Source organism: Pseudomonas paraeruginosa PA7, from assembly GCF_000017205.1.
Taxonomy (GTDB): Bacteria; Pseudomonadota; Gammaproteobacteria; order Pseudomonadales; family Pseudomonadaceae; genus Pseudomonas; species Pseudomonas paraeruginosa.
In genome coordinates this window covers 2,890,027-2,908,147 of record NC_009656.1, presented here as the reverse complement: position 1 = coordinate 2,908,147, position 18,121 = coordinate 2,890,027, and the positions used below count along the sequence as shown (strand labels likewise).

The 18,121-nt window shown below is 68.3% G+C and carries 19 protein-coding genes; 13 read left to right on the top strand and 6 right to left on the bottom strand.

Features of this window, described 5'->3' with window-relative positions; genetic code table 11:
• Nucleotides 1–231: 231 nt before the first annotated feature.
• From PSPA7_RS13600 to PSPA7_RS13565, 8 genes are read left to right on the top strand one after another with little or no spacing between them, the layout of a single operon-like run.
• Complete coding sequence (locus tag PSPA7_RS13600) at nt 232–1,443, top strand: PepSY-associated TM helix domain-containing protein (RefSeq protein WP_012075661.1); 1,212 nt, start codon at nt 232–234, stop codon at nt 1,441–1,443.
• Nucleotides 1,440–1,979 (top strand): PA2404 family protein, encoded by a 540-nt coding sequence (locus PSPA7_RS13595; protein ID WP_003089621.1) that lies wholly within the window; start codon nt 1,440–1,442, stop codon nt 1,977–1,979. The genes PSPA7_RS13600 and PSPA7_RS13595 overlap by 4 nt, the downstream gene beginning before the upstream one ends.
• Nucleotides 1,976–2,305, top strand: a complete 330-nt coding sequence (locus PSPA7_RS13590; protein WP_012075660.1) for a hypothetical protein — start codon at nt 1,976–1,978, stop codon at nt 2,303–2,305. The genes PSPA7_RS13595 and PSPA7_RS13590 overlap by 4 nt, the downstream gene beginning before the upstream one ends.
• A complete protein-coding gene (locus tag PSPA7_RS13585) occupies nt 2,302–2,856 on the top strand; it encodes a DUF6162 family protein (protein WP_012075659.1) in 555 nt (184 codons plus the stop codon). Before PSPA7_RS13590 ends, PSPA7_RS13585 begins: the two co-directional genes overlap by 4 nt.
• A gap of 32 nt (nt 2,857–2,888) precedes the next feature.
• A complete protein-coding gene (locus PSPA7_RS13580; protein ID WP_012075658.1) occupies nt 2,889–3,833 on the top strand; it encodes a metal ABC transporter substrate-binding protein in 945 nt (314 codons plus the stop codon).
• Nucleotides 3,830–4,585, top strand: coding sequence for a metal ABC transporter ATP-binding protein (locus PSPA7_RS13575; RefSeq protein WP_012075657.1), 756 nt, complete (start codon nt 3,830–3,832; stop codon nt 4,583–4,585). Before PSPA7_RS13580 ends, PSPA7_RS13575 begins: the two co-directional genes overlap by 4 nt.
• Nucleotides 4,582–5,487, top strand: a complete 906-nt coding sequence (locus tag PSPA7_RS13570) for a metal ABC transporter permease (RefSeq protein ID WP_012075656.1) — start codon at nt 4,582–4,584, stop codon at nt 5,485–5,487. The genes PSPA7_RS13575 and PSPA7_RS13570 overlap by 4 nt, the downstream gene beginning before the upstream one ends.
• Complete coding sequence (locus tag PSPA7_RS13565) at nt 5,484–6,401, top strand: metal ABC transporter solute-binding protein, Zn/Mn family (protein ID WP_012075655.1); 918 nt, start codon at nt 5,484–5,486, stop codon at nt 6,399–6,401. The genes PSPA7_RS13570 and PSPA7_RS13565 overlap by 4 nt, the downstream gene beginning before the upstream one ends.
• A gap of 98 nt (nt 6,402–6,499) precedes the next feature.
• On the opposite strand, the gene PSPA7_RS13560 is transcribed toward PSPA7_RS13565, so the two are convergent.
• From PSPA7_RS13560 to PSPA7_RS13540, 5 genes are all read right to left on the bottom strand, one after another.
• A complete protein-coding gene (locus PSPA7_RS13560) occupies nt 6,500–7,264 on the bottom strand; it encodes a thioesterase II family protein (protein WP_012075654.1) in 765 nt (254 codons plus the stop codon).
• A complete protein-coding gene (locus PSPA7_RS13555; RefSeq protein ID WP_003089636.1) occupies nt 7,265–7,483 on the bottom strand; it encodes an MbtH family protein in 219 nt (72 codons plus the stop codon).
• Between the two features lie 77 nt (nt 7,484–7,560).
• Complete coding sequence (locus tag PSPA7_RS13550; RefSeq protein WP_012075653.1) at nt 7,561–8,970, bottom strand: aspartate aminotransferase family protein; 1,410 nt, start codon at nt 8,968–8,970, stop codon at nt 7,561–7,563.
• Between the two features lie 184 nt (nt 8,971–9,154).
• Complete coding sequence (locus tag PSPA7_RS13545) at nt 9,155–10,474, bottom strand: PQQ-dependent sugar dehydrogenase (protein ID WP_012075652.1); 1,320 nt, start codon at nt 10,472–10,474, stop codon at nt 9,155–9,157.
• Nucleotides 10,467–10,892 (bottom strand): DUF2231 domain-containing protein, encoded by a 426-nt coding sequence (locus PSPA7_RS13540; RefSeq protein WP_003155282.1) that lies wholly within the window; start codon nt 10,890–10,892, stop codon nt 10,467–10,469. Before PSPA7_RS13540 ends, PSPA7_RS13545 begins: the two co-directional genes overlap by 8 nt.
• A 351-nt stretch (nt 10,893–11,243) precedes the next feature.
• Between PSPA7_RS13540 and treA the strand changes: the two genes are divergently transcribed.
• Nucleotides 11,244–12,929, top strand: coding sequence for an alpha,alpha-trehalase TreA (treA, locus tag PSPA7_RS13535; protein ID WP_012075651.1), 1,686 nt, complete (start codon nt 11,244–11,246; stop codon nt 12,927–12,929).
• 3 nt (nt 12,930–12,932) lie between these two features.
• Here the strand turns inward: treA and PSPA7_RS13530 are convergent, their stop codons facing one another.
• Nucleotides 12,933–13,901 carry a LysR substrate-binding domain-containing protein gene (locus PSPA7_RS13530; RefSeq protein WP_012075650.1) on the bottom strand — a complete coding sequence of 323 codons (969 nt, stop codon included), beginning with the start codon at nt 13,899–13,901 and terminating at the stop codon, nt 12,933–12,935.
• Nucleotides 13,902–14,001: 100 nt separating this feature from the next.
• Here PSPA7_RS13530 and PSPA7_RS13525 point away from each other — a divergent pair, with 100 nt between their 5' ends.
• The 4 genes from PSPA7_RS13525 (at nt 14,002) to PSPA7_RS13510 (ending at nt 18,082) form a co-directional block, all read left to right on the top strand.
• Nucleotides 14,002–14,862, top strand: a complete 861-nt coding sequence (locus PSPA7_RS13525) for a pirin family protein (protein WP_012075649.1) — start codon at nt 14,002–14,004, stop codon at nt 14,860–14,862.
• An 87-nt stretch (nt 14,863–14,949) separates the two neighbouring features.
• A complete protein-coding gene (locus tag PSPA7_RS13520; protein WP_003089647.1) occupies nt 14,950–15,630 on the top strand; it encodes a hydrolase in 681 nt (226 codons plus the stop codon).
• 78 nt (nt 15,631–15,708) lie between these two features.
• Nucleotides 15,709–17,127 carry an OprD family porin gene (locus PSPA7_RS13515; RefSeq protein WP_041025343.1) on the top strand — a complete coding sequence of 473 codons (1,419 nt, stop codon included), beginning with the start codon at nt 15,709–15,711 and terminating at the stop codon, nt 17,125–17,127.
• 34 nt (nt 17,128–17,161) lie between these two features.
• A complete protein-coding gene (locus tag PSPA7_RS13510) occupies nt 17,162–18,082 on the top strand; it encodes a SphA family protein (protein WP_012075647.1) in 921 nt (306 codons plus the stop codon).
• Nucleotides 18,083–18,121: the final 39 nt, after the last annotated feature.

Here is an 18,121-nt window from a genome sequence, read left to right as displayed (position 1 = left end):
AGCGACTTCCGGCCGCACCTTGGCCGATCGGTTTTTTGCATAGCCATCAGGCGCTTAGGCAAATGACGAAGAAATCCTTCGGGACGGGCACGAAAGCCATTGGGAAACATTTGCTTTCATCTTCCCTTTCAGGTTCTGCGCGACTCATTCGTCCTATATCGATGAACGGGGCGTATCCAGTCCTCGAAACCCATGGACCGCGCCAGCGGCCTCTAACCTACCGTTAGCCTCATGTCGAAAAAGTCCCGCTCCAGACTCTGGTTCCTCGTCCACAGCTGGCTGGCCCTGCCCATCTGGTTCTTCGTCCTGATCGTCTGCGTCACCGGCACCCTGGCGGTGGTCAGCCAGGAGATCGTCTGGCTGGCCAACCCGGAAATCCGTGCCAGCAAGCCGAGCGACGCCGCCGAACCGCTGAGCTACAGCCAGGTCCTCGCCGCCATCAACCAGGCCCGGCCCGAGCTGAAGGTCGAATCGATCGAACGCCCCGACGAATCCCACTTCGCCCTGACCGTCGATGTCAGCCATCCCGATGGCAGCAGCGCGGCGCTCTACGTGAATCCCTACACCGGTGCCATCCAGGGCAAGAGCCCGCACTTCGATTTCCGCCAGTTCACCCGCGCCCTGCACGGCTGGTGGCTGATGCCGTTCGACAACGGCTACAGCTGGGGCTGGTACCTGGTCTCGCTACTCGGACTGCCGATGCTGGCCTCGCTGGTCACCGGTCTGGTGGTCTATAAACGATTCTGGAAGGGATTCTTCAGACCGCGTCTGCGTATCAGCCAGGGCGCGCGCATCTTCTGGGGCGATTTCCACCGCCTGGGCGGCATCTGGTCGATCTGGTTCATCGCCGTGATCTCCATCACCGGCACCTGGTTCCTGATCCAGGCGATTCTCGCCGACAATCACATCACCCTCTCCAGCGAAGGCCCGCCGCCGGTCATCGCCCGCAGCGAAGTGCCGCTCTCGCCTTCCGGCCAGCCGGCGGCGCAGATCGACCTCGACGAAGCCGTGCGCATCGCCACCCGGGACATTTCCGGACTGGAAGCCAGCGGGCTGTTCCTCCCAGGCAACGCCTACAGCCCGCTCTATGTCTATGGCCGCGGCTGGTACCCGCTGATGTACCAGTCGGCGGCGATCAATCCCTACAACGGCAGGATCGAGTCTTCCCGCCTGCTCGGCGACCGCACCCCGCTGGAGTTCGTCACCGAATCCATGCGCCCCCTGCACACCGGCGATTTCGGCGGTATCTGGGTCAAGCTGATCTGGTTCGTCTTCGGCCTGCTGCTGAGCATGATGGTGCTCAGCGGCCTGCTGATCTGGAGCAAACGCACCGCACAGGCCACCGCCGCGCTGGTCAAGCGCGGCAAGCGCCCGGCGCGCCAGCCGAAACCGGCCAAGCCGGCGCCGGTAATAGCCAACCAGACCGCGGAGGGACAGCCATGAGCAAGGCCGCCGTTGCCCAGCCCGTTTCGCCGCTGCGCCAGTTCTGGCTGCGCTGGCGTTTCCACCTGAACGTTCTGCTGATCCTGATCCCGCTCGGTTTCATGCCGCGTTATTTCGCCGACGTCGCACTGTTCCGCGGCACCAGCGGCCTCGGCGAACGAGAGGCAGGCGAGATCCAGGTCGGCCCCTGGAGCCTGCGCCTGGCGGAAATGCGTATCGAACCGCCGCACGACGAAGGCCCCGCCGGCTTCATGAAGGACTTCAATGCCGCCCTCTGCCAGGCCTGCATTCCCCAGGTCAAGGCGACCTACCTGCGCATCGGCAAGCCGCGCAGCCTGCGTGCCGCCGGGGTGATCTTCTTCGGCAGCCCCTACCGCATGGGCACCAGCGTGCCGATCCCGCCGCGCACCCGGCCCGACGCCGAGCTGTGGATCACCATGGAAGGCTGGGACGGCTCCATGCACCAGGCTTCCATTCCCCTGGCCGAGGCATCCCCCGCCACCGTGGCCTGGCTGAACAAACGAGGTAAGCAATGAGCATCTACACCCGCCCCTGGCGCCTGCCCCTGGCCGCCCTGTTGCTAGGCCTGAGCGGCGCGGCCCTGGCGCACAACCCGATCTGCGAATGCGAGGAAGTGCAGGCCGGCGAGATCCGCTGCAAGGGCGGCTTCTCCGACGGCAGCGGCGCCCCCGGCGTAACCCTCGACGTGATCGGCTACGACGAGCAGATCCTGGTTCCCGGCAAGCTCGGCGCCGACTCGACCCTGACCTTCAAGCGTCCCGAGGGCGAGTTCTACGTGCTGTTCGACGCCGGCCCCGGCCACGTGGTGGAAATCGACCACGCCGACATCGCCGCGCCATGAGCGTCGAAACCGTCCGCCCGGCCGGCGCCGGCCACGAGACCCTCTACGTACTGCTCGGCAGTGTGCTGATCCTGGCCCTCGCCGCCACGGTGGTCGGGCTGCGCCAGCAGTCCCATGAAGCGCAAGCCCTGGAGCCCCACCAGGTGGACGCCCGACTCGACCTGAATGCCGCCGAACAGGGCATCTACGCCGACCTGCAGGTCGCCGCCGAAGACATCCAGGCGCGCCTGGACGACGGCGAAGCCGCGGCCTCCGTCGACGAACTGGCCGCCGAGGGCTTCCCGCCCTTCGTCGCCGACGTCGCCGCGAGCAGTCGCGGCGAGCACCGCTGGAGCCACGGCGAAACCGCCGGGCGTCCGAGCTACCTGGGCGTCAGCGGCAAGCCCGGGGTGGCCGGTTCGTTCCTCCTGCTGCTCGGCCCCACCGAGGTCTGGCTGAAGCCCGCCGCGGCCGGCGCCGTACCGGGCGACGCCCGAGCCCTGGCCGATGCCGGCTGGCGCCAGGTGGTCAGCCGCTTCGACGCCGGCGTGACCCGCCAGCACCGCCATTGACCGCTCACCGACTCCACAGAAGGCGATTTCCCATGCTGTTCTCCCGTCTGTCCTCCCTCCTGCGCGGCCTGGTCCCGGGCCGCGCCCTGCCGGCCGCCCTGCTGCTGGCCCTGCTCGCCCCGCTGGCCCTGGCCGAAGACGGCAAGCGCTTGCGCATCGGCATCACCCTGCACCCCTACTACAGCTACGTGAGCAACATCGTCGGCGACAAGGCCGAGGTGGTGCCGCTGATCCCCGCCGGTTTCAACCCACATGCCTACGAGCCGCGCGCCGAGGACATCAAGCGCATCGGCACGCTCGACGTGGTGGTGCTCAACGGCGTCGGCCACGACGATTTCGCCGAGCGCATGATCGCCTCCAGCGAAAAGCCCGGCATCCCGGTGATCGAGGCCAACGCCAAGGTGCCGCTGCTGGCCGCCACCGGCATGGCCGCGCGCGGCGCCGGCAAGGTGGTCAACCCGCACACCTTCCTGTCCATCAGCGCCTCGATCACCCAGGTCAACACCATCGCCCGCGAACTGGGCAAACTCGACCCGGCCAACGCCAAGGCCTACACCCGCAACGCCCGGGCCTACGCCAAGCGCCTGCGGGCCCTGCGCGCCGACGCCCTGGCGCGGCTGAACAAGGCCCCGGCCGCCGACTTCCGCGTCGCCACCATCCACGGCGCCTACGACTACCTGCTGCGCGAGTTCGGCCTGGAGGTCACCGCCGTGGTCGAACCGGCCCACGGCATCGAGCCGAGTCCGAGCCAGTTGAAGAAGACCATCGACCAGCTCAAGGCGCTGGACGTGAAGGTGATCTTCTCCGAGATCGACTTCCCCTCCACCTACGTCGAGACCATCCAGCGCGAGTCCGGGGTGAAGCTCTATTCGCTGTCGCACATTTCCTATGGCGACTACAGCGCCGGCAAGTACGAGGAAGAAATGGCGCGCAACCTCGACACCGTGGTCCGCGCCATCCAGGAATCCGGCGCATGACCGTGGCCGAACGGCTTTGCGCCACGCCTTGCGGGCCGGCCATCGACTTCGCCGGGATCGACCTGAGCCTCGGCGGCAGCCGCATCCTCGATGGCGTGCGCCTGCGCGTCGAGGCCGGCAGCGTGCACGCGCTGGTCGGTCCGAACGGCGGCGGCAAGAGCTCGCTGGTCAAGACCCTGCTCGGACAGATGCCGCATCGCGGCGAACTGCGCCTGGAGTGGCCCGGCGCGCCCGGCTGCATCGGCTACGTACCGCAGGCGCTGGAGTTCGACCGCGGACTGCCGCTCACCGTCGACGACTTCATGGCCGCCATGTGCCAGCGTCGTCCGGCCTTCCTCGGCCTGTCGCGCAGCCGGCGCCCGGCGATCGACGCGGCCCTGGAGCGGGTCGGCATGCTGGCCAAGCGCAGTCGGCGCATGGGCGCCCTCTCCGGCGGCGAGCGCCAGCGCGTGCTGCTGGCCCAGGGCCTGGTACCGCCGCCGCAACTGCTGGTGCTGGACGAACCGATGTCGGCCCTCGACGAGGGCGGCATCCAGGTCTTCGAACGGCTGTTGCTGGACTGGCGCCAGGCCGGCGTCACCGTGCTCTGGATCGAGCACGACCTGGAGGCCGTCGGCCGCCTCGCCGACCGGGTCAGCGGTCTCAACCGCCACCTGCTGTTCGACGGTCCGGCGGCCAGCAGCCTGACCCCGGAACGCCTGCTCACGCTGTTCTCCACCCAGCCGCGGAAGAACGCGGAGGCCAGCCGATGAACGACGCCTACGAACAACTGCGCCAGGCCGTCCAGGCCTGGGCCGCCGCCGGCTACCTGCCGGAGACCCTGGCCTACGGCTTCGTCGTCAACGCCCTGCTCGCCGGCCTGCTGATCGGCCCGGTGCTCGGCGGCCTCGGCACCCTGGTGGTGGTCAAGCGCTTCGCCTTCTTCTCCGAGGCGGTCGGCCACGCCGCGCTCACCGGCGTGGCCATCGGCATCCTTCTCGGCGAACCCTACACCGGGCCCTACGGCAGCCTGTTCGGCTACTGCCTGCTGTTCGGCGTCCTGCTCAACTACCTGCGCAACCGCACCGGCCTGGCCCCGGACACCCTGATCGGGGTGTTCCTCTCGGTGTCCCTGGCGCTCGGCGCCAGCCTGCTGCTGGTGCTGGCCGGCAGGATCAACGTGCATATTCTCGAGAACGTCCTGTTCGGCTCGGTGCTGACCGTGAACGGCCATGACCTCGCGGTGCTGGCGGCAGTCGCCGTGCTGGTGCCGTGCCTGGCCCTGCCGCTGTACAACCGCATCATGCTGGCCAGCTTCAACCCACAACTGGCGGCGGTGCGCGGGGTCGCGGTGAAGAGCCTGGACTACCTGTTCGTGGCCCTGGTGACCCTGGTCACCGTCGCCGCGGTGAAAGTGATCGGCGCGATCCTGGTCGGGGCCCTGCTGGTGATCCCGGCGGCGGCGGCGCGCCTGGTCAGCCAGTCGCTGAAAGGGTTCTTCTGGCTGGCAGTGCTGATCGCCACCGTCAGCACGCTGGCCGGTATCCTGTTGCCGATCATGTTCGACCTGCCGATTCCCTCCGGCGCCGCGATCATCCTGGTCGCCGGCCTGGCCTTCGGCCTCGCCGCCATCGCTCGCGGCTGCCTGCCGCACCTGAAAGGAACCCCCGGATGAACCTGAAACCCCATTGCCTCGCCCTGGCCCTGGCTTGCGCCGGACTCGCCGGCCCGCTCCCGGCCCTCGCCGCGACGCCGGCCGCGGCCCAGTCCGCGCAAGTCACGGTACTGGCCAGCCTGCCGGTCACCCACGCCCTCGCCGAACGCCTGCTGCGGGACACCGAGGTCAAGCTGCAACGGGTCGCCCCGGCCAACCTGCCGGCCAGCCGCCAGGCCTCGTTCTTCGCCGGGCGCGGCGCCGGCGGACTGGCCAAGGCCGCCGGGCAGGCCGACGCGGTGATCGACCTGCGCTCGATCTGGAGCGACGACCCGCTCTACCCGCTGGCCCGCCGCAGCAACATCCGCATCGTCGAGATCGACGCCGCGCGTCCGGTGGACGGCGCCCTGCCCGGCATCGCCCTGCGCCCCGGCAGCGACCTGCATGCCTACCCCTGGCTCAACCCGAGCAACCTGGGACGCATGGCCGATGTCCTCGCCAGCGACCTGGAACGCCTGGCGCCCGACGCCGCAGCGACCATCCAGGCCAACCTGGCGACGCTGAAGAAGCAATTGCTGGAAGCGACCGCCAGCAACGAGAATCGCCTGGCGAAGGCCGACAACCTCAGCGTGATCAGCCTCTCCGAACGCCTCGGCTACCTGCTCGCCGGGCTCAACCTGGACCCGCTGGACGTGGAGATCCAGGCCGACGATGGCTGGACCGAGGCCAGTATCCAGGCCTTCGCCGAGGAGCTGAAGAGCGAGGACATCGCCCTGGTCCTGCATCACCGCCAGCCACCCAGGCCTCTCGCCGATGCCATCGCCGCCAGCGGCGCACGCCTGGTAGTGGTGGACACCGAGGCGGCGGACCCGGTGGCCGGCCTGGAAAGTGACATGCAAGCGATAGTCGAAGGGCTGCTGGCCGGTAAAGGCTGAGCCGCGCGTCGTAACGAAAAAGGCCGGGGAGCGCTGCTCACCGGCCTTTTTTCGTCGACATCGGAGCCGCCGCAGGGCCTATGGCGCCCTCGCGGGCATCAGCAGATCGCCGCCGCCTCGATCGCCAACGCCGCGGCGCCCTGCCCCGCGCGCCAGGCCTCGACCTGGCGCTCGACGACCGCCAGCACCTCGGCCTCGCGCTGGTGGATGAAGAAGTGCCCGCCGTCGAACAGCTCCAGTTCGAAACCGCTGCGGGTTTCCTCGGCCCAGGCCAGCAACTGTTCCTCGCTGGCCTTGTCCTCCCTGCCGCCAAGCGTTTGGATCGGGCAGGCCAGCGGCGGGCGCCGCTGGTGGCGATAGCTGCCGCAGAGCAGGAAATCGGCGCGCAGGATCGGCAGGGTCAGGCTCATCAGCTCGCGGTTGCCCAGCACCTCTTCCGGCGTACCTTGCAGGTCGCGCAGGTCGGCGATCAGCTCGGCGTCGCTCTTCGGTTCGGCGAAACCGCGGTCATACTCGGCGCGTCGCGACGGCGCCGCGGTGCCGCAGGCGAAGAACCCCAGCGGCGTCGGGCAATCCAGCTCGCGCAAGGCATACAGCACCTCGCAGGCGAGCAAGGCGCCGAGGCTGTGCCCGAGTATCGCGTAGGGGCCCTGGCGGACCTCGTCGTGCAGCTCGCGCGCCAGTTGCTGCGCCAGGCCCGCCAGGTCGGTCTGCAGCGGCTCGGCCATCCGCGCCCCACGCCCCGGTAATTCCACCGGACGCACTGCCAGCCAGGCCGGCAGCTTGCGTCGCCAGCGGCTGTAGGTCATGGCGCTAGCGCCGGAATACGGCAGGCAGAACAGCCGTACGGGCATGCCGCCCACTCAGCCGGCCGCCTTGTCCATGTGCTGGCGCAGGCTCAGCGGGCGCATGTCGGTCCAGACTTCCTCGATGTAGGCCAGGCAGTCCTTCTTCAGCCCGCTCTTGCCGGCCGCCCGCCAGCCCTGGGGAATCTCCTTGTATTCCGGCCAGATGGAATACTGCTCCTCATGGTTGACCACTACCTGGAACTGGATGTCGTCACGGTCGAACACTGAAGTCATTGCTTGCTCCTGATGGGATCGAACGGCCGCGCGCAGCACGGCCCTTGCGTTGGATAACGAAAAGCCCGGCGGGAAAATTAGCCGGCCAGCGCCGCGCCGAGGGCACGGGCGAAGCGCCGGGCCACCTCGTCGATCTGCTCGGCGCTGATGACCAGCGGCGGCAGGAAGCGCACCACGCTGCCGTGGCGGCCGCCCAGCTCGAGGATCAGGCCGCGCCTCAGGCATTCGCGCTGGACCCGCGAGGCCAGCGCGCCATCGCTCGGCGGGTGGCCGAGGGCATCCGCGACACCCTGCGGATCGACGATCTCGGCGCCGAGCATCAGGCCACGACCGCGGATGTCGCCCAGTTGCGGATAGTCGCGCTGGAGGATGCGCAGGTGCTCGGCCAGGCGCTCGCCCATGGCCGCCGCGTGGGCCGCCAGGTCGTGCTCCCGGAGATAGCGCATCACCGCCGAGCCGGCGGCCATGGCCATCTGGTTGCCACGGAAGGTACCGGCGTGGGCGCCGGGCTGCCACTTGTCCAGCCATTCGCGGTAGACCACCACCGCCAGCGGCAGGCTGCCGCCGATGGCCTTGGACAGCACCACCACGTCCGGGACGATGCCGGCGTGCTCGAAGGCGAACATCCTGCCGGTTCGGGCGAAGCCGCTCTGGATCTCGTCGACGATCAGCGCCACCCCGGCTTTCTCGGTGATCCGCCGCAGGCCGCGCAGCCAGTCGAGGTCGGCCGGGACCACGCCGCCCTCGCCCTGGACCACCTCGACGATCACCGCCGCCGGCAGTTGCACGCCGCCCTCCGGATCGTTCAGCAGGTTCTCCAGGTAATGCAGGTTGGCCTTGACCCCGGCCTCGCCGCCGAGGCCGAACGGGCAGCGGTAGTCGTAGGGATACGGCAGGAACTGCACGCCCGTGCTGAGCAGCGCGCCCAGGGGTTTCTTCGGCCCGAGGTTGCCCATCAGCCCCAGCGCGCCCTGGCTCATGCCGTGGTAGCCGCCCTGGAACGACAGGATGGTGCTGCGTCCGGTGGCGGTGCGTACCAGCTTCAGCGCGGCTTCCACCGCGTCGGTGCCGGTCGGGCCGCAGAACTGGATCTTCGCCTCGGTGGCCAGCGCCGGCGGCAGCAGACCGAACAGGTCCTGGACGAACTGGTCCTTCACCGGGGTGGTCAGGTCGAGGGTGTGCAGCGGCAACTCGTCGGCCAGGACCTGGCGGATCGCTTCGATCACCACCGGATGGTTGTGCCCCAGCGCCAGGGTCCCGGCGCCAGCCAGGCAATCGATGAAGGTGCGCCCCTCGACGTCCTCCACCAGCAGCCCCCTGGCCTTCTTCAGCGCCAGCGGAATCCGTCGCGGATAGCTGCGCGCGTTGGACTCCTGGCGGCTCTGCCGTTGCAGCAGGGGCGACTCGGAAAATTCATAGAGCGTTTCGCCCTCCGCCGGGGTGGCGCGGAGCGGCTGGTCTTCGATGACGCTGGTGGCGACGTGCATGTCTTCAACCCTCGAGGCGTGGTGGTGTTCCACTGGCAACCGGCGATCCGCACGCCTGTGGCGACATTCACGGATCGGATGCAGAGGAGACGCAGGAGGGCCGCACGGATTTACTGCGCCGGGTCGAGGGGTCGGAGACCAGGCCGGAGCGTCGCCACCGGCCCGGTTATCGTCGGCCCGGCCGCTAGTCGGCGCCCGCGGCGCTCACCCGCCAGATGGCGTTGCCGACGTCATCGGCGATCAGCAGCGCCCCATCATCCGCTTGCGCCAAGCCCACCGGCGCGCCGAACAGCTGCTTCTCGTCGGCGGAGACGAACCCGGTCACCACCGGCTGCGGCGCTCCGGCGGGCTTGCCATCGACGAACGGCACGTGAACCACCTGGAAGCCGCTGACCGGCGAGCGGTTCCAGCTACCGTGCTCGCTGACGAAGGCGCCGTTGCGATAGCGCTCCGGCAACTGGTCGCCGGTATAGAAGAACAGGCCCAGCGCGGCCACGTGGGAACCCAGTGCGTAGTCGGGAACGATGGCCTTCGCCACCAGATCGGGACGCTGCGGCCTCACCCGCGGATCCAGGTGCTGGCCGAAGTAGCTGTAGGGCCAGCCGTAGAAGCCGCCTTCCCGTACCGAGGTCAGGTAGTCCGGGACCAGGTCGTTGCCGATCTCGTCGCGCTCGTTGACGATGGTCCACAGCTTGCCGGAGACCGGTTCCCACTGCAGGCCGGTCGGGTTGCGCAGGCCGGAGGCGTAGATGCGGCTGCCGCGACTGGCGACGTCCACCTCGAGAATCGCCGCACGACGGTATTCGATCGCCGCGCCGTTTTCGGTGATGTTGCTGTTCGAACCGACGCCGACGTAGAGCTTGCGTCCGTCCGGGCTGGCGAGCAGGGCCTTGGTCCAGTGGTGGTTGATGGTGTCCGGCAGGTCGGTGAACTCCATCCCGGGGCCGGCGATGCGGGTTTCGCCGGGAACGTAGCGGTAGCGCATGATGTTTCCGGTATTGGCGACATACAGGTAGTTCCCCACCTGTTGCACGCCGAACGGCGAGTCCAGCCCCTCAAGGAACAGGTATTTCTGCCAGTGGCCTCCGCCGTCGGCGCGGCGCAGCAGGGTGATGCGGTTGCCGCCCTTGCCGGCCTTGCCGGACTGACCCTTGACCATCCCCGCGATGAGCTGTTTCGGCGTGGTCACCGGCGCGGTGCCGGGCGAGTTGGCCTCCACCACCAGTACATCGCCGTTGGACAGGACCAGCAATTGGCGAGGGTGCTGCAGGCCATCGGCGATCTTCTCGATCTTCAGGCCCTGCGCCACCGTCGGCCTGGCCTCTCCCGACCAGCCCACGCCTTCCGGCACTTTCATCGGCGGCAGGAGGAAGTGTTTCGGCTCCGGGAGCGACGGGTTGGCGCCGGTCTGCCGCTGCGGATCGTTCGGCGATCCCTGGTTGCAGCCGGCCAGGACCAGGCCGACGGTAAGCGCGACGGGGCGCAGCGAGTGGAGGCTAGCCATGCGCCACCTCCTCTTCGGATACCGCCAGGAGCGCCTCTCCCAGCGCCAGCAGCAACACCGTCGCGATCGACAGCCACAGTCCGACCGGCATCACCCCATAGGCGTCGCGGCTATGCACGAAGGCATTGAAGATGGCCAGGACGATGCCGGCGAACTTCAGCAGCGAGGCAACCCTGGCCGCCGCGACGACCGCCGCGCGCCGCAGCAGCCATACGCGCAACAGATCGACAACGCAGGGCAGGATGGCGAAGAGCAGGCCGAGGGTGATCAACCAGGCTGCGCTCTTGCCCCACATCACCTCCGCCGTGGCGAAGTAGGCGGCGTCGAAGACCAGGGCGGCGACGAAGAAACCGAAGGGAACCGGGTTGAGGACGTTGTAGAAGGCGTCCAGGGGTCTGAAACGTAGTGCGGTGGCCATTGCGAAACACTCCTCTCGGGAAACGCAGGCTTCCCGACGTGAAGGGACGGGCAGGAGATTCGAACCGCCGAGGCCCTGCGCAAGGCGCGGGCAGCGGGGAACGGCACGGCGAAACGGCGACTGGGGGCTCGCGCCCCTTCTGCGACGGACCTGCGCGAAGCGCTGGAGTTCATCCGCAAGGTCCTGTCGAAAGCGATAGGTAGGCTGGCGATCCTTTCGATGGAACTTCGTGCGGCGCGGCTCACCGAAACAGGATAGCGACATCCCCGGCCCTCCCGTCGGGTTGTCGCGCCACCCAGGCCCCCGCCGGCGACCGATCCGCGCCCGGCGTTGGCGAAGAGGAGACAGCCGATGCCCGCTCGAACCACTCTGCCCCGCGCCATGCTCGCGGCCTGGGCCCTGCTTCTGCTGGCGGCCTGCAGCCAGGGCCCGGCGCCAGCGCCACCCGCGTCCTGGGGTTGGCAGGACGCCAGCGGCGAACGCGCGATCGCCCCCGACCAGGCCTATCCCGAGCTGTTCCAGGCCGTGCAGGAAAGCCGGCTGTTCAGCGACCAGAAGCACTTCGTCGATGCGCTCCCGCTGCGCGAGCCCGCGCGGATCCGCGCCGACTACCTGAGCGAGAAGGAACGCCCCGGCTTCGATCTGCGCGCCTTCGTCGCGCGCAACTTCGAAGAGTCCGGCAGCGTCGAGACCGCCCCGCCCGAAGCGGGTGCCGACCTCGCCAGCCACATCAGCGACCTGTGGCCGGCGTTGACCCGTCACTATGAGCAGGTCCCGGCCCACAGCAGCCTGCTGCCCTTGCCGAAACCCTATGTCGTCCCCGGCGGACGTTTCCGCGAGGTCTACTACTGGGACTCCTACTTCACCATGCTCGGCCTTGCGGAAAGCGGGCAACACCAGCGCGTGCGCGACATGGTCGACAACTTCGCCTACCTGATCGACACCTACGGGCACATACCCAACGGCAACCGCAGCTACTACCTGAGCCGTTCGCAGCCGCCTTTCTTCGCCTACATGGTGGACCTGCAGGCACGGCGCGAAGGCGACGCCGCGTATCGCCGCTACCTGCCGCAGCTACAGAAGGAATATGCCTACTGGATGCAAGGCTCCACCGGACTGCGCCCCAACGAGGCGCGCCTGCGCGTGGTGAGACTGGGCGATGGCAGCCTGCTCAACCGCTACTGGGACAACCGCGACACACCGCGCCAGGAGTCCTACCTGGAAGACCGGGCGACCGCCGCGCGCGCCCCGCAGCGTCCCGCCAGCGAGGTCTATCGCGACCTGCGGGCCGGCGCGGAAAGCGGCTGGGACTTCTCCTCCCGCTGGCTGGACGATGGCCGGGAACTGGCCAGCATCCGCACCACCGCCATCGTCCCGGTGGACCTCAACGCCCTGCTCTACCATCTCGAGCGCACCATCGCCAAGGCCTGCGCCAGCAGCGCGCTGGAGGCCTGCGAGCGAGGCTACGGCACCCGAGCGGAGAAGCGTCGCCAGGCCATCGAGGAGCACCTCTGGCACCCGGACGGCTTCTACGCCGATTACGATTGGCAACGCCGGCGTCCCATCGAGCGGATCAACGCCGCCACCCTCTTCCCCCTGTACACCGGCCTGGCCAGCGCCGAACGCGCCGCACGTACCGCCGGCAGCGTCGCCGCCAACCTGCTGCGCCCGGGCGGACTGGCCACCACCACCCGCGCCAGCGGCCAGCAATGGGACGAGCCGAATGGCTGGGCGCCGTTGCAGTGGGTCGCGGTGCAGGGCCTGCGCGCGTATGGCCGGGACCGGTTGGCGGCGGACATCGGCCGGCGTTTCCTCGCCCAGGTGCGGCAAGTCTACGAACGCGAGGGCAAGCTGGTGGAGAAGTACGACATCAGCGGCGGCCAGGGTGGAGGCGGTGGCGGCGAGTATCCATTGCAGGACGGCTTCGGCTGGTCCAACGGCGTTACCCTTGAACTGCTGAAGCTCTACGGCGCCGCGACTCCGGCCGCCGCCCCGACGGTTGGCGGCACAACCGCCGGGGCGGCTCGAGCATGGTGAGCGTCAGCCATGGAGCGCCGGCTCCGGCATCGCCCCCTCGGTGATTTCGACCTGCCGGCGGTGCGCCTCGCCAAACGCCTCGCCGAGAAAGTCGATCAGCGCGCGCACCGACGGCAACAGTCCGCGCCGCGAGGGAAACATCGCCACCACCATGCCCTCCACCGGCGTCCAGTACGGCAGCACCCGCACCAGGCGTCGCTCGGCCAGGTCACGGCCGACCACGCAGGACGGCAGGCCGCCGATGCCGACGCCTTCGAGCACCGCCTGGCGCAGGCTGCCGAGGTCGTCGCTGAGCAATTGCGGGCGCAGGTTGAGACTGGCGCTGCTACCGTCCGGACCGACCAGGCGCAGGCTGCCGTCCAGGCGCGAACGCTCCCAGCCCACGTAAGGCATCGCCGAGAGATCGGCCGGCAGCTCCGGCGGACGGTAGCGCGCCAGCAGTTCCGGGCTCGCCACCAGCAGCTGCGGGCTGCGCGCCAGCACCTTCATCACCAGGTCGCTGTCCTCCAGCGGCGGGAAACGCAGCGACAGGGACAGGTCGTAGCCTTCGGCGATCACATCGACGCGGCGGTTGAAGGTCTTCACGTACAGCTCGACGCTGGGGTACTGCGCCATGAAGCGTGCCAGCATGGATGCCAGTCCGAAGTGCAGCAACGGCGTCGAACAGGTCAGCCGCACCGTGCCGCAAGGTTCCGAACGGTTCTGCTCGATCACGTCCTCGGCGGCCTCGGCTTCCACCGTCATTGCCACGCAATGCCGGTAGTAGGCCTGGCCGATCTCGGTGACCTGGAACTGCCGGGTCGAGCGTTGCAACAGGCGCACACCCAGGCGCGCCTCGAGTTGGGCAACCTTGCGGCTGAGCGTCGACTTGGGAATCCCCAGAACCCGTCCGGCAGGCGCGAAACCGCCGTGCTCGACCACCTTGGCGTAGATGAAGAGTTCGTTCAGATCGAACACCGGCTCACCACTCATCGTTCCACCTGCGAGACTCTGAGACTTGATTTACGGACTACCGGTTCCCCATCCCGGGAACTAGCGTATCGCTCCATCGACTCAATCGAGGAGCACCGACGTGAAAAAGGTCCTGGGAATCTACGGTAACGCCAACCGCCACTGGGTGGGCGATGGATTCCCCGTTCGTTCACTTTTTTCCTACAACACGCTGGGCCAGCATATCAGTCCCTTCCTCCTGCTGGACTATGCCGGGCCTGCTGATTTTCCACCCGCGCAGCATCGTCGTGGCGTAGGCCAGCACCCCCATCGCGGCTTCGAGACCGTGACCATCGTCTACCAGGGCGAGGTGGAGCACCACGACTCCACCGGCGCCGGCGGGCATATCGGCCCGGGCGACGTGCAATGGATGACGGCGGCCTCGGGGATCCTCCACGAGGAGTACCACTCGGAACGATTCCGTACCACGGGTGGAACGCTGGAGATGGTCCAGCTCTGGGTCAACCTGCCCTCGCGGGACAAGATGAACCCGCCGCGCTACCAGACCCTGCTCGACGCCGACATCCCGCGCGTCGGCCTGCCCGACAGGGCCGGCGAGCTGCGGGTGATCGCCGGCCGCCACGGGCGCCACCAGGGTCCGGCGCTGACCCACTCGCCGCTGGCGGTCTGGGACATCCAACTGAATGCCGGCAAGCACCTCGGCCTGGACCTGCCCAGGGGCCATACCTGCGCCGTGGTGGTCCTGCGCGGCACCCTGGCGGTCGGCGACGAGATCGTCCGCGAGGCCCAGGTCGCCCTGCTCGACCGCGAGGACGAGCGGCTGGAACTGGAAGCCAACAACGACGTGCGGCTGCTGGTGCTCAGCGGCGAGCCGCTGGACGAGCCGATCATCGGCTACGGCCCGTTCGTCATGAGCAGCCAGGCGGAAATCGACCAAGCGATCGAGGACTTCGAGAACGGCCGTTTCATCCGCGCCCACTGAGATCGTCCACGACACGCCTGGCGCAGGAAGCGCCGGGCATTGCCCCGTAAGCCAAGGACGCTTCAACCCTGCAAAGAGGAAATGGATATGAGCGCACCCGCCAACTTCAACGGCCAGACCCCGAAGATCGACCCGGCCAACGCGGCCATGCTGCTGATCGACCACCAGAGCGGCCTGTTCCAGACGGTCAAGGACATGCCGATGACCGAACTGCGCGCCAACGCCACCACCCTGGCCAAGGTCGCCACCCTGGCGAAGATCCCGGTGATCACCACCGCCTCGGTGCCGCAGGGCCCCAACGGCCCACTGATCCCGGAAATCCACGAAGCCGCGCCGCACGCCCAGTACGTGGCGCGCAAGGGTGAGATCAACGCCTGGGACAACCCCGAGTTCGTCGCCGCGGTCAAGGCCACCGGCAAGAAGCAACTGATCATCGCCGGCACCATCACCAGCGTATGCATGGCCTTCCCCAGCATCGCCGCGGTGCATGACGGCTACCAGGTGTTCGCGGTGATCGACGCCTCCGGCACCTACTCCAAGATGGCCCAGGAAATCACCCTGGCGCGCGTGGTCCAGGCCGGCGTGGTGCCGATGGACACCGCCGCGGTCTGCTCGGAGATCCAGCGCACCTGGAACCGCGACGACGCCGTGCAGTTCGCCGAGGCCTACAGCGCGGTGTTCCCGCACTACCAATTGCTGATCGAAAGCTACGCCAAGGCCCAGGCCGTGGTCACCAACCACGAGCAACTGGACTCGCAGCGCAAGTGACCATGAGAAAGAAGGGGCTGCATGCCCCTTCTTTCCGGGCGGACGCTTGGCAGACAGCAACGAAGACGGACTGGATCCATGCCTGAATCCTTCATGAAGTGTGGTGTTTCGCTCTGCCTCGCTCTTTCCACCGCTCCAGGCGCCGCTCTGGCCGACGACTCCCTGGGCCATCGCGACAACATCAGCACCGGCCTGAACCAGCGACAGAAAGCCGAGATGAAAGTGCCGCCGGGCTTCGTCGAAGGTTCGACGCTGAACGGCTTCATCCGCAACTACTACTTCGCCCGCGACAACCACGACACGCCCGCCCGCCGCGACCAGCGCGAATGGGCCCAGGGGTTCATGCTGTCGTTCCGCTCCGGCTATACCGACACCCCGGTCGGCGTGGGCCTGGACGTACACGGCTTCTACGGCCTGCGCCTGGATGGCGGCGGTGGAAGCGGCGGTTCCGGCGTGTTGCCGCTGGACGCCCGGGGGCGCCCCCAGGACCGCTTCTCCGCCGCCGGGGCGGCCCTCAAGCTGCGTGGCTTCGACAGCCTGGTGAAGATCGGCGACCAGTTGCTGGAAAACCCGGTGATCGCCAGCGGGGTCAGCCGCATGGTGCCACAGAGCTATCGCGGCGTGACCCTGAAGAACTACCACTTGCAATCGCTCGACTTCGACGCCGGCTTCGTCGAGGCCACCCGCCTGCGCAACCAGAGCGGACACAGCCCTCTCACCACCGGCTACGGCAACGGCACCAAGGGCGGTATCGCCGCCGACCGCGAGAGTCCACACATCGCCTGGCTCGGCGCCAACTACAGCGCGCCCGGCGGCGCCGTCGCGAACCTCTACAGCGGGCGCCTGGCGGATATCTGGAACCAGCACTACCTGGGCCTCAGCCAGCCATTTCGACTCTCCGGCCGGATGACCCTGACGCCCTGGCTGCACTACTACAAGACCCGCGACCAGGGCCGCAGCCAGCTCGGCCGCATCGACAACGACCTCTACAACGCCGGCCTGACCCTGGCCGGCGGCGGCCAGTCGCTGAGCTTCAGCCTGCAGAAAGTGGATGGCGACACGCCATTCGACTTCATCGCGCAGAACGACCGGACCTTCCTCTACGAAAGCAATGCCATGCAGTACGCCGACTTCAACGGCCCCGGCGAGCGCTCGTGGAAGATCCAGTACCAGGCCAGCCTGGCCTTCCTCGCCGCCCCGGACTGGCAGTTCGGCGCCGCCTACGGTCGCGGCGAGGCCGACCTGACCCGGGTCGATCCGCACAGCGCGGGCTATGGCTACCTCTACAACCCCGACGGCAGGAACGCCCGGCACTGGGAACGCGACCTGTCGCTGCGCTACGCCTTCCCCGCCGGCCCGGCCAAGGGCCTCAGCGTGACCCTGCGCTGGGCCACCCATCGCCCCGGCGAAGGCTACACCGCCCCCGGCAACACCCGCGGCAACTCCAGCTCCGACGAGTACCGGGTGGTGGTCGACTACCCGATCAGGTTGCTTTGACCCCACGGAACCAGGAAAAAAGAGAAATCCCCTCATGCGTGCAGCCCTGCTACCCACCCTCGTCGCCCTCTCCACCGTGCTCTGCCTGGAGGCCCGCGCCGACGCCGTCGCGCTGCCGCCGCTGGCGCTCGGCAACACCAGCTTCATGGACGGCGTCAGCCGTCCCGGCATGCTCTTCGAACTGCCCCTGCAATACGTTCGGGCGAACAACGCCAGCGATGCCGGCGGCCATTCGGTTCCCGGCCGGCAACGGGTTCGTAGCACCACGCTGTTGCCGCACTTCGCCTACCTCAGCCAGAACACCCTGCTCGGCGCCCACTACGGCGCCGAAGTGCTGCTGCCGCTGGTGCGCCTGGACCTCGATATCGACGGTGGCCCGGACGGCCGGCGCACCCGCCAGGGTGACCTGATCGTCAGTCCGCTGATGCTGCAATGGGGCCCCGCTACGCTGTTCGGCCGCCCCTACTGGCAGCGCCTGAACTTCGTCTTCTCCCTGCCCACCGGCGACTATGACAAGGACGCCGCGATCAACACCGGCAGCAACACCTGGATCTTCAACCCGCACTACGCCTTCACCTGGGAACTGGGCGAACGCCTGGAACTCAGCGGCCGCCTGCACTACGCCTGGATCAGCCGCAACGACGATCCCTCGCCGCGCCTGGCCGCCGACGACATCCAGCCCGGCCAGGCGCTGCACGCCAACTTCTCGGTTTCCTACGCGCTCGATGAACACTGGCGGGTCGGCCTGGCCGGCTACCAACTGAAGCAGATCAGCGCCGACCGCATCGACGGGCACAGGCAGGCCGACTCGCGCGAGCGGGTATTCGGCATCGGTCCCGGGGTGATGTACAGCCACGGCAAGCAAACGTTGTTCGCCAACCTCTACGCCGAAAGCGGCGCGCGCAACCGCAGCGAAGGCAGCCAGTTGACCCTGCGCTACCTGCTGGCGTTCTGAGTCGAAAGGAAAGGCACTCGGCGGGAAACACCCGAAGCC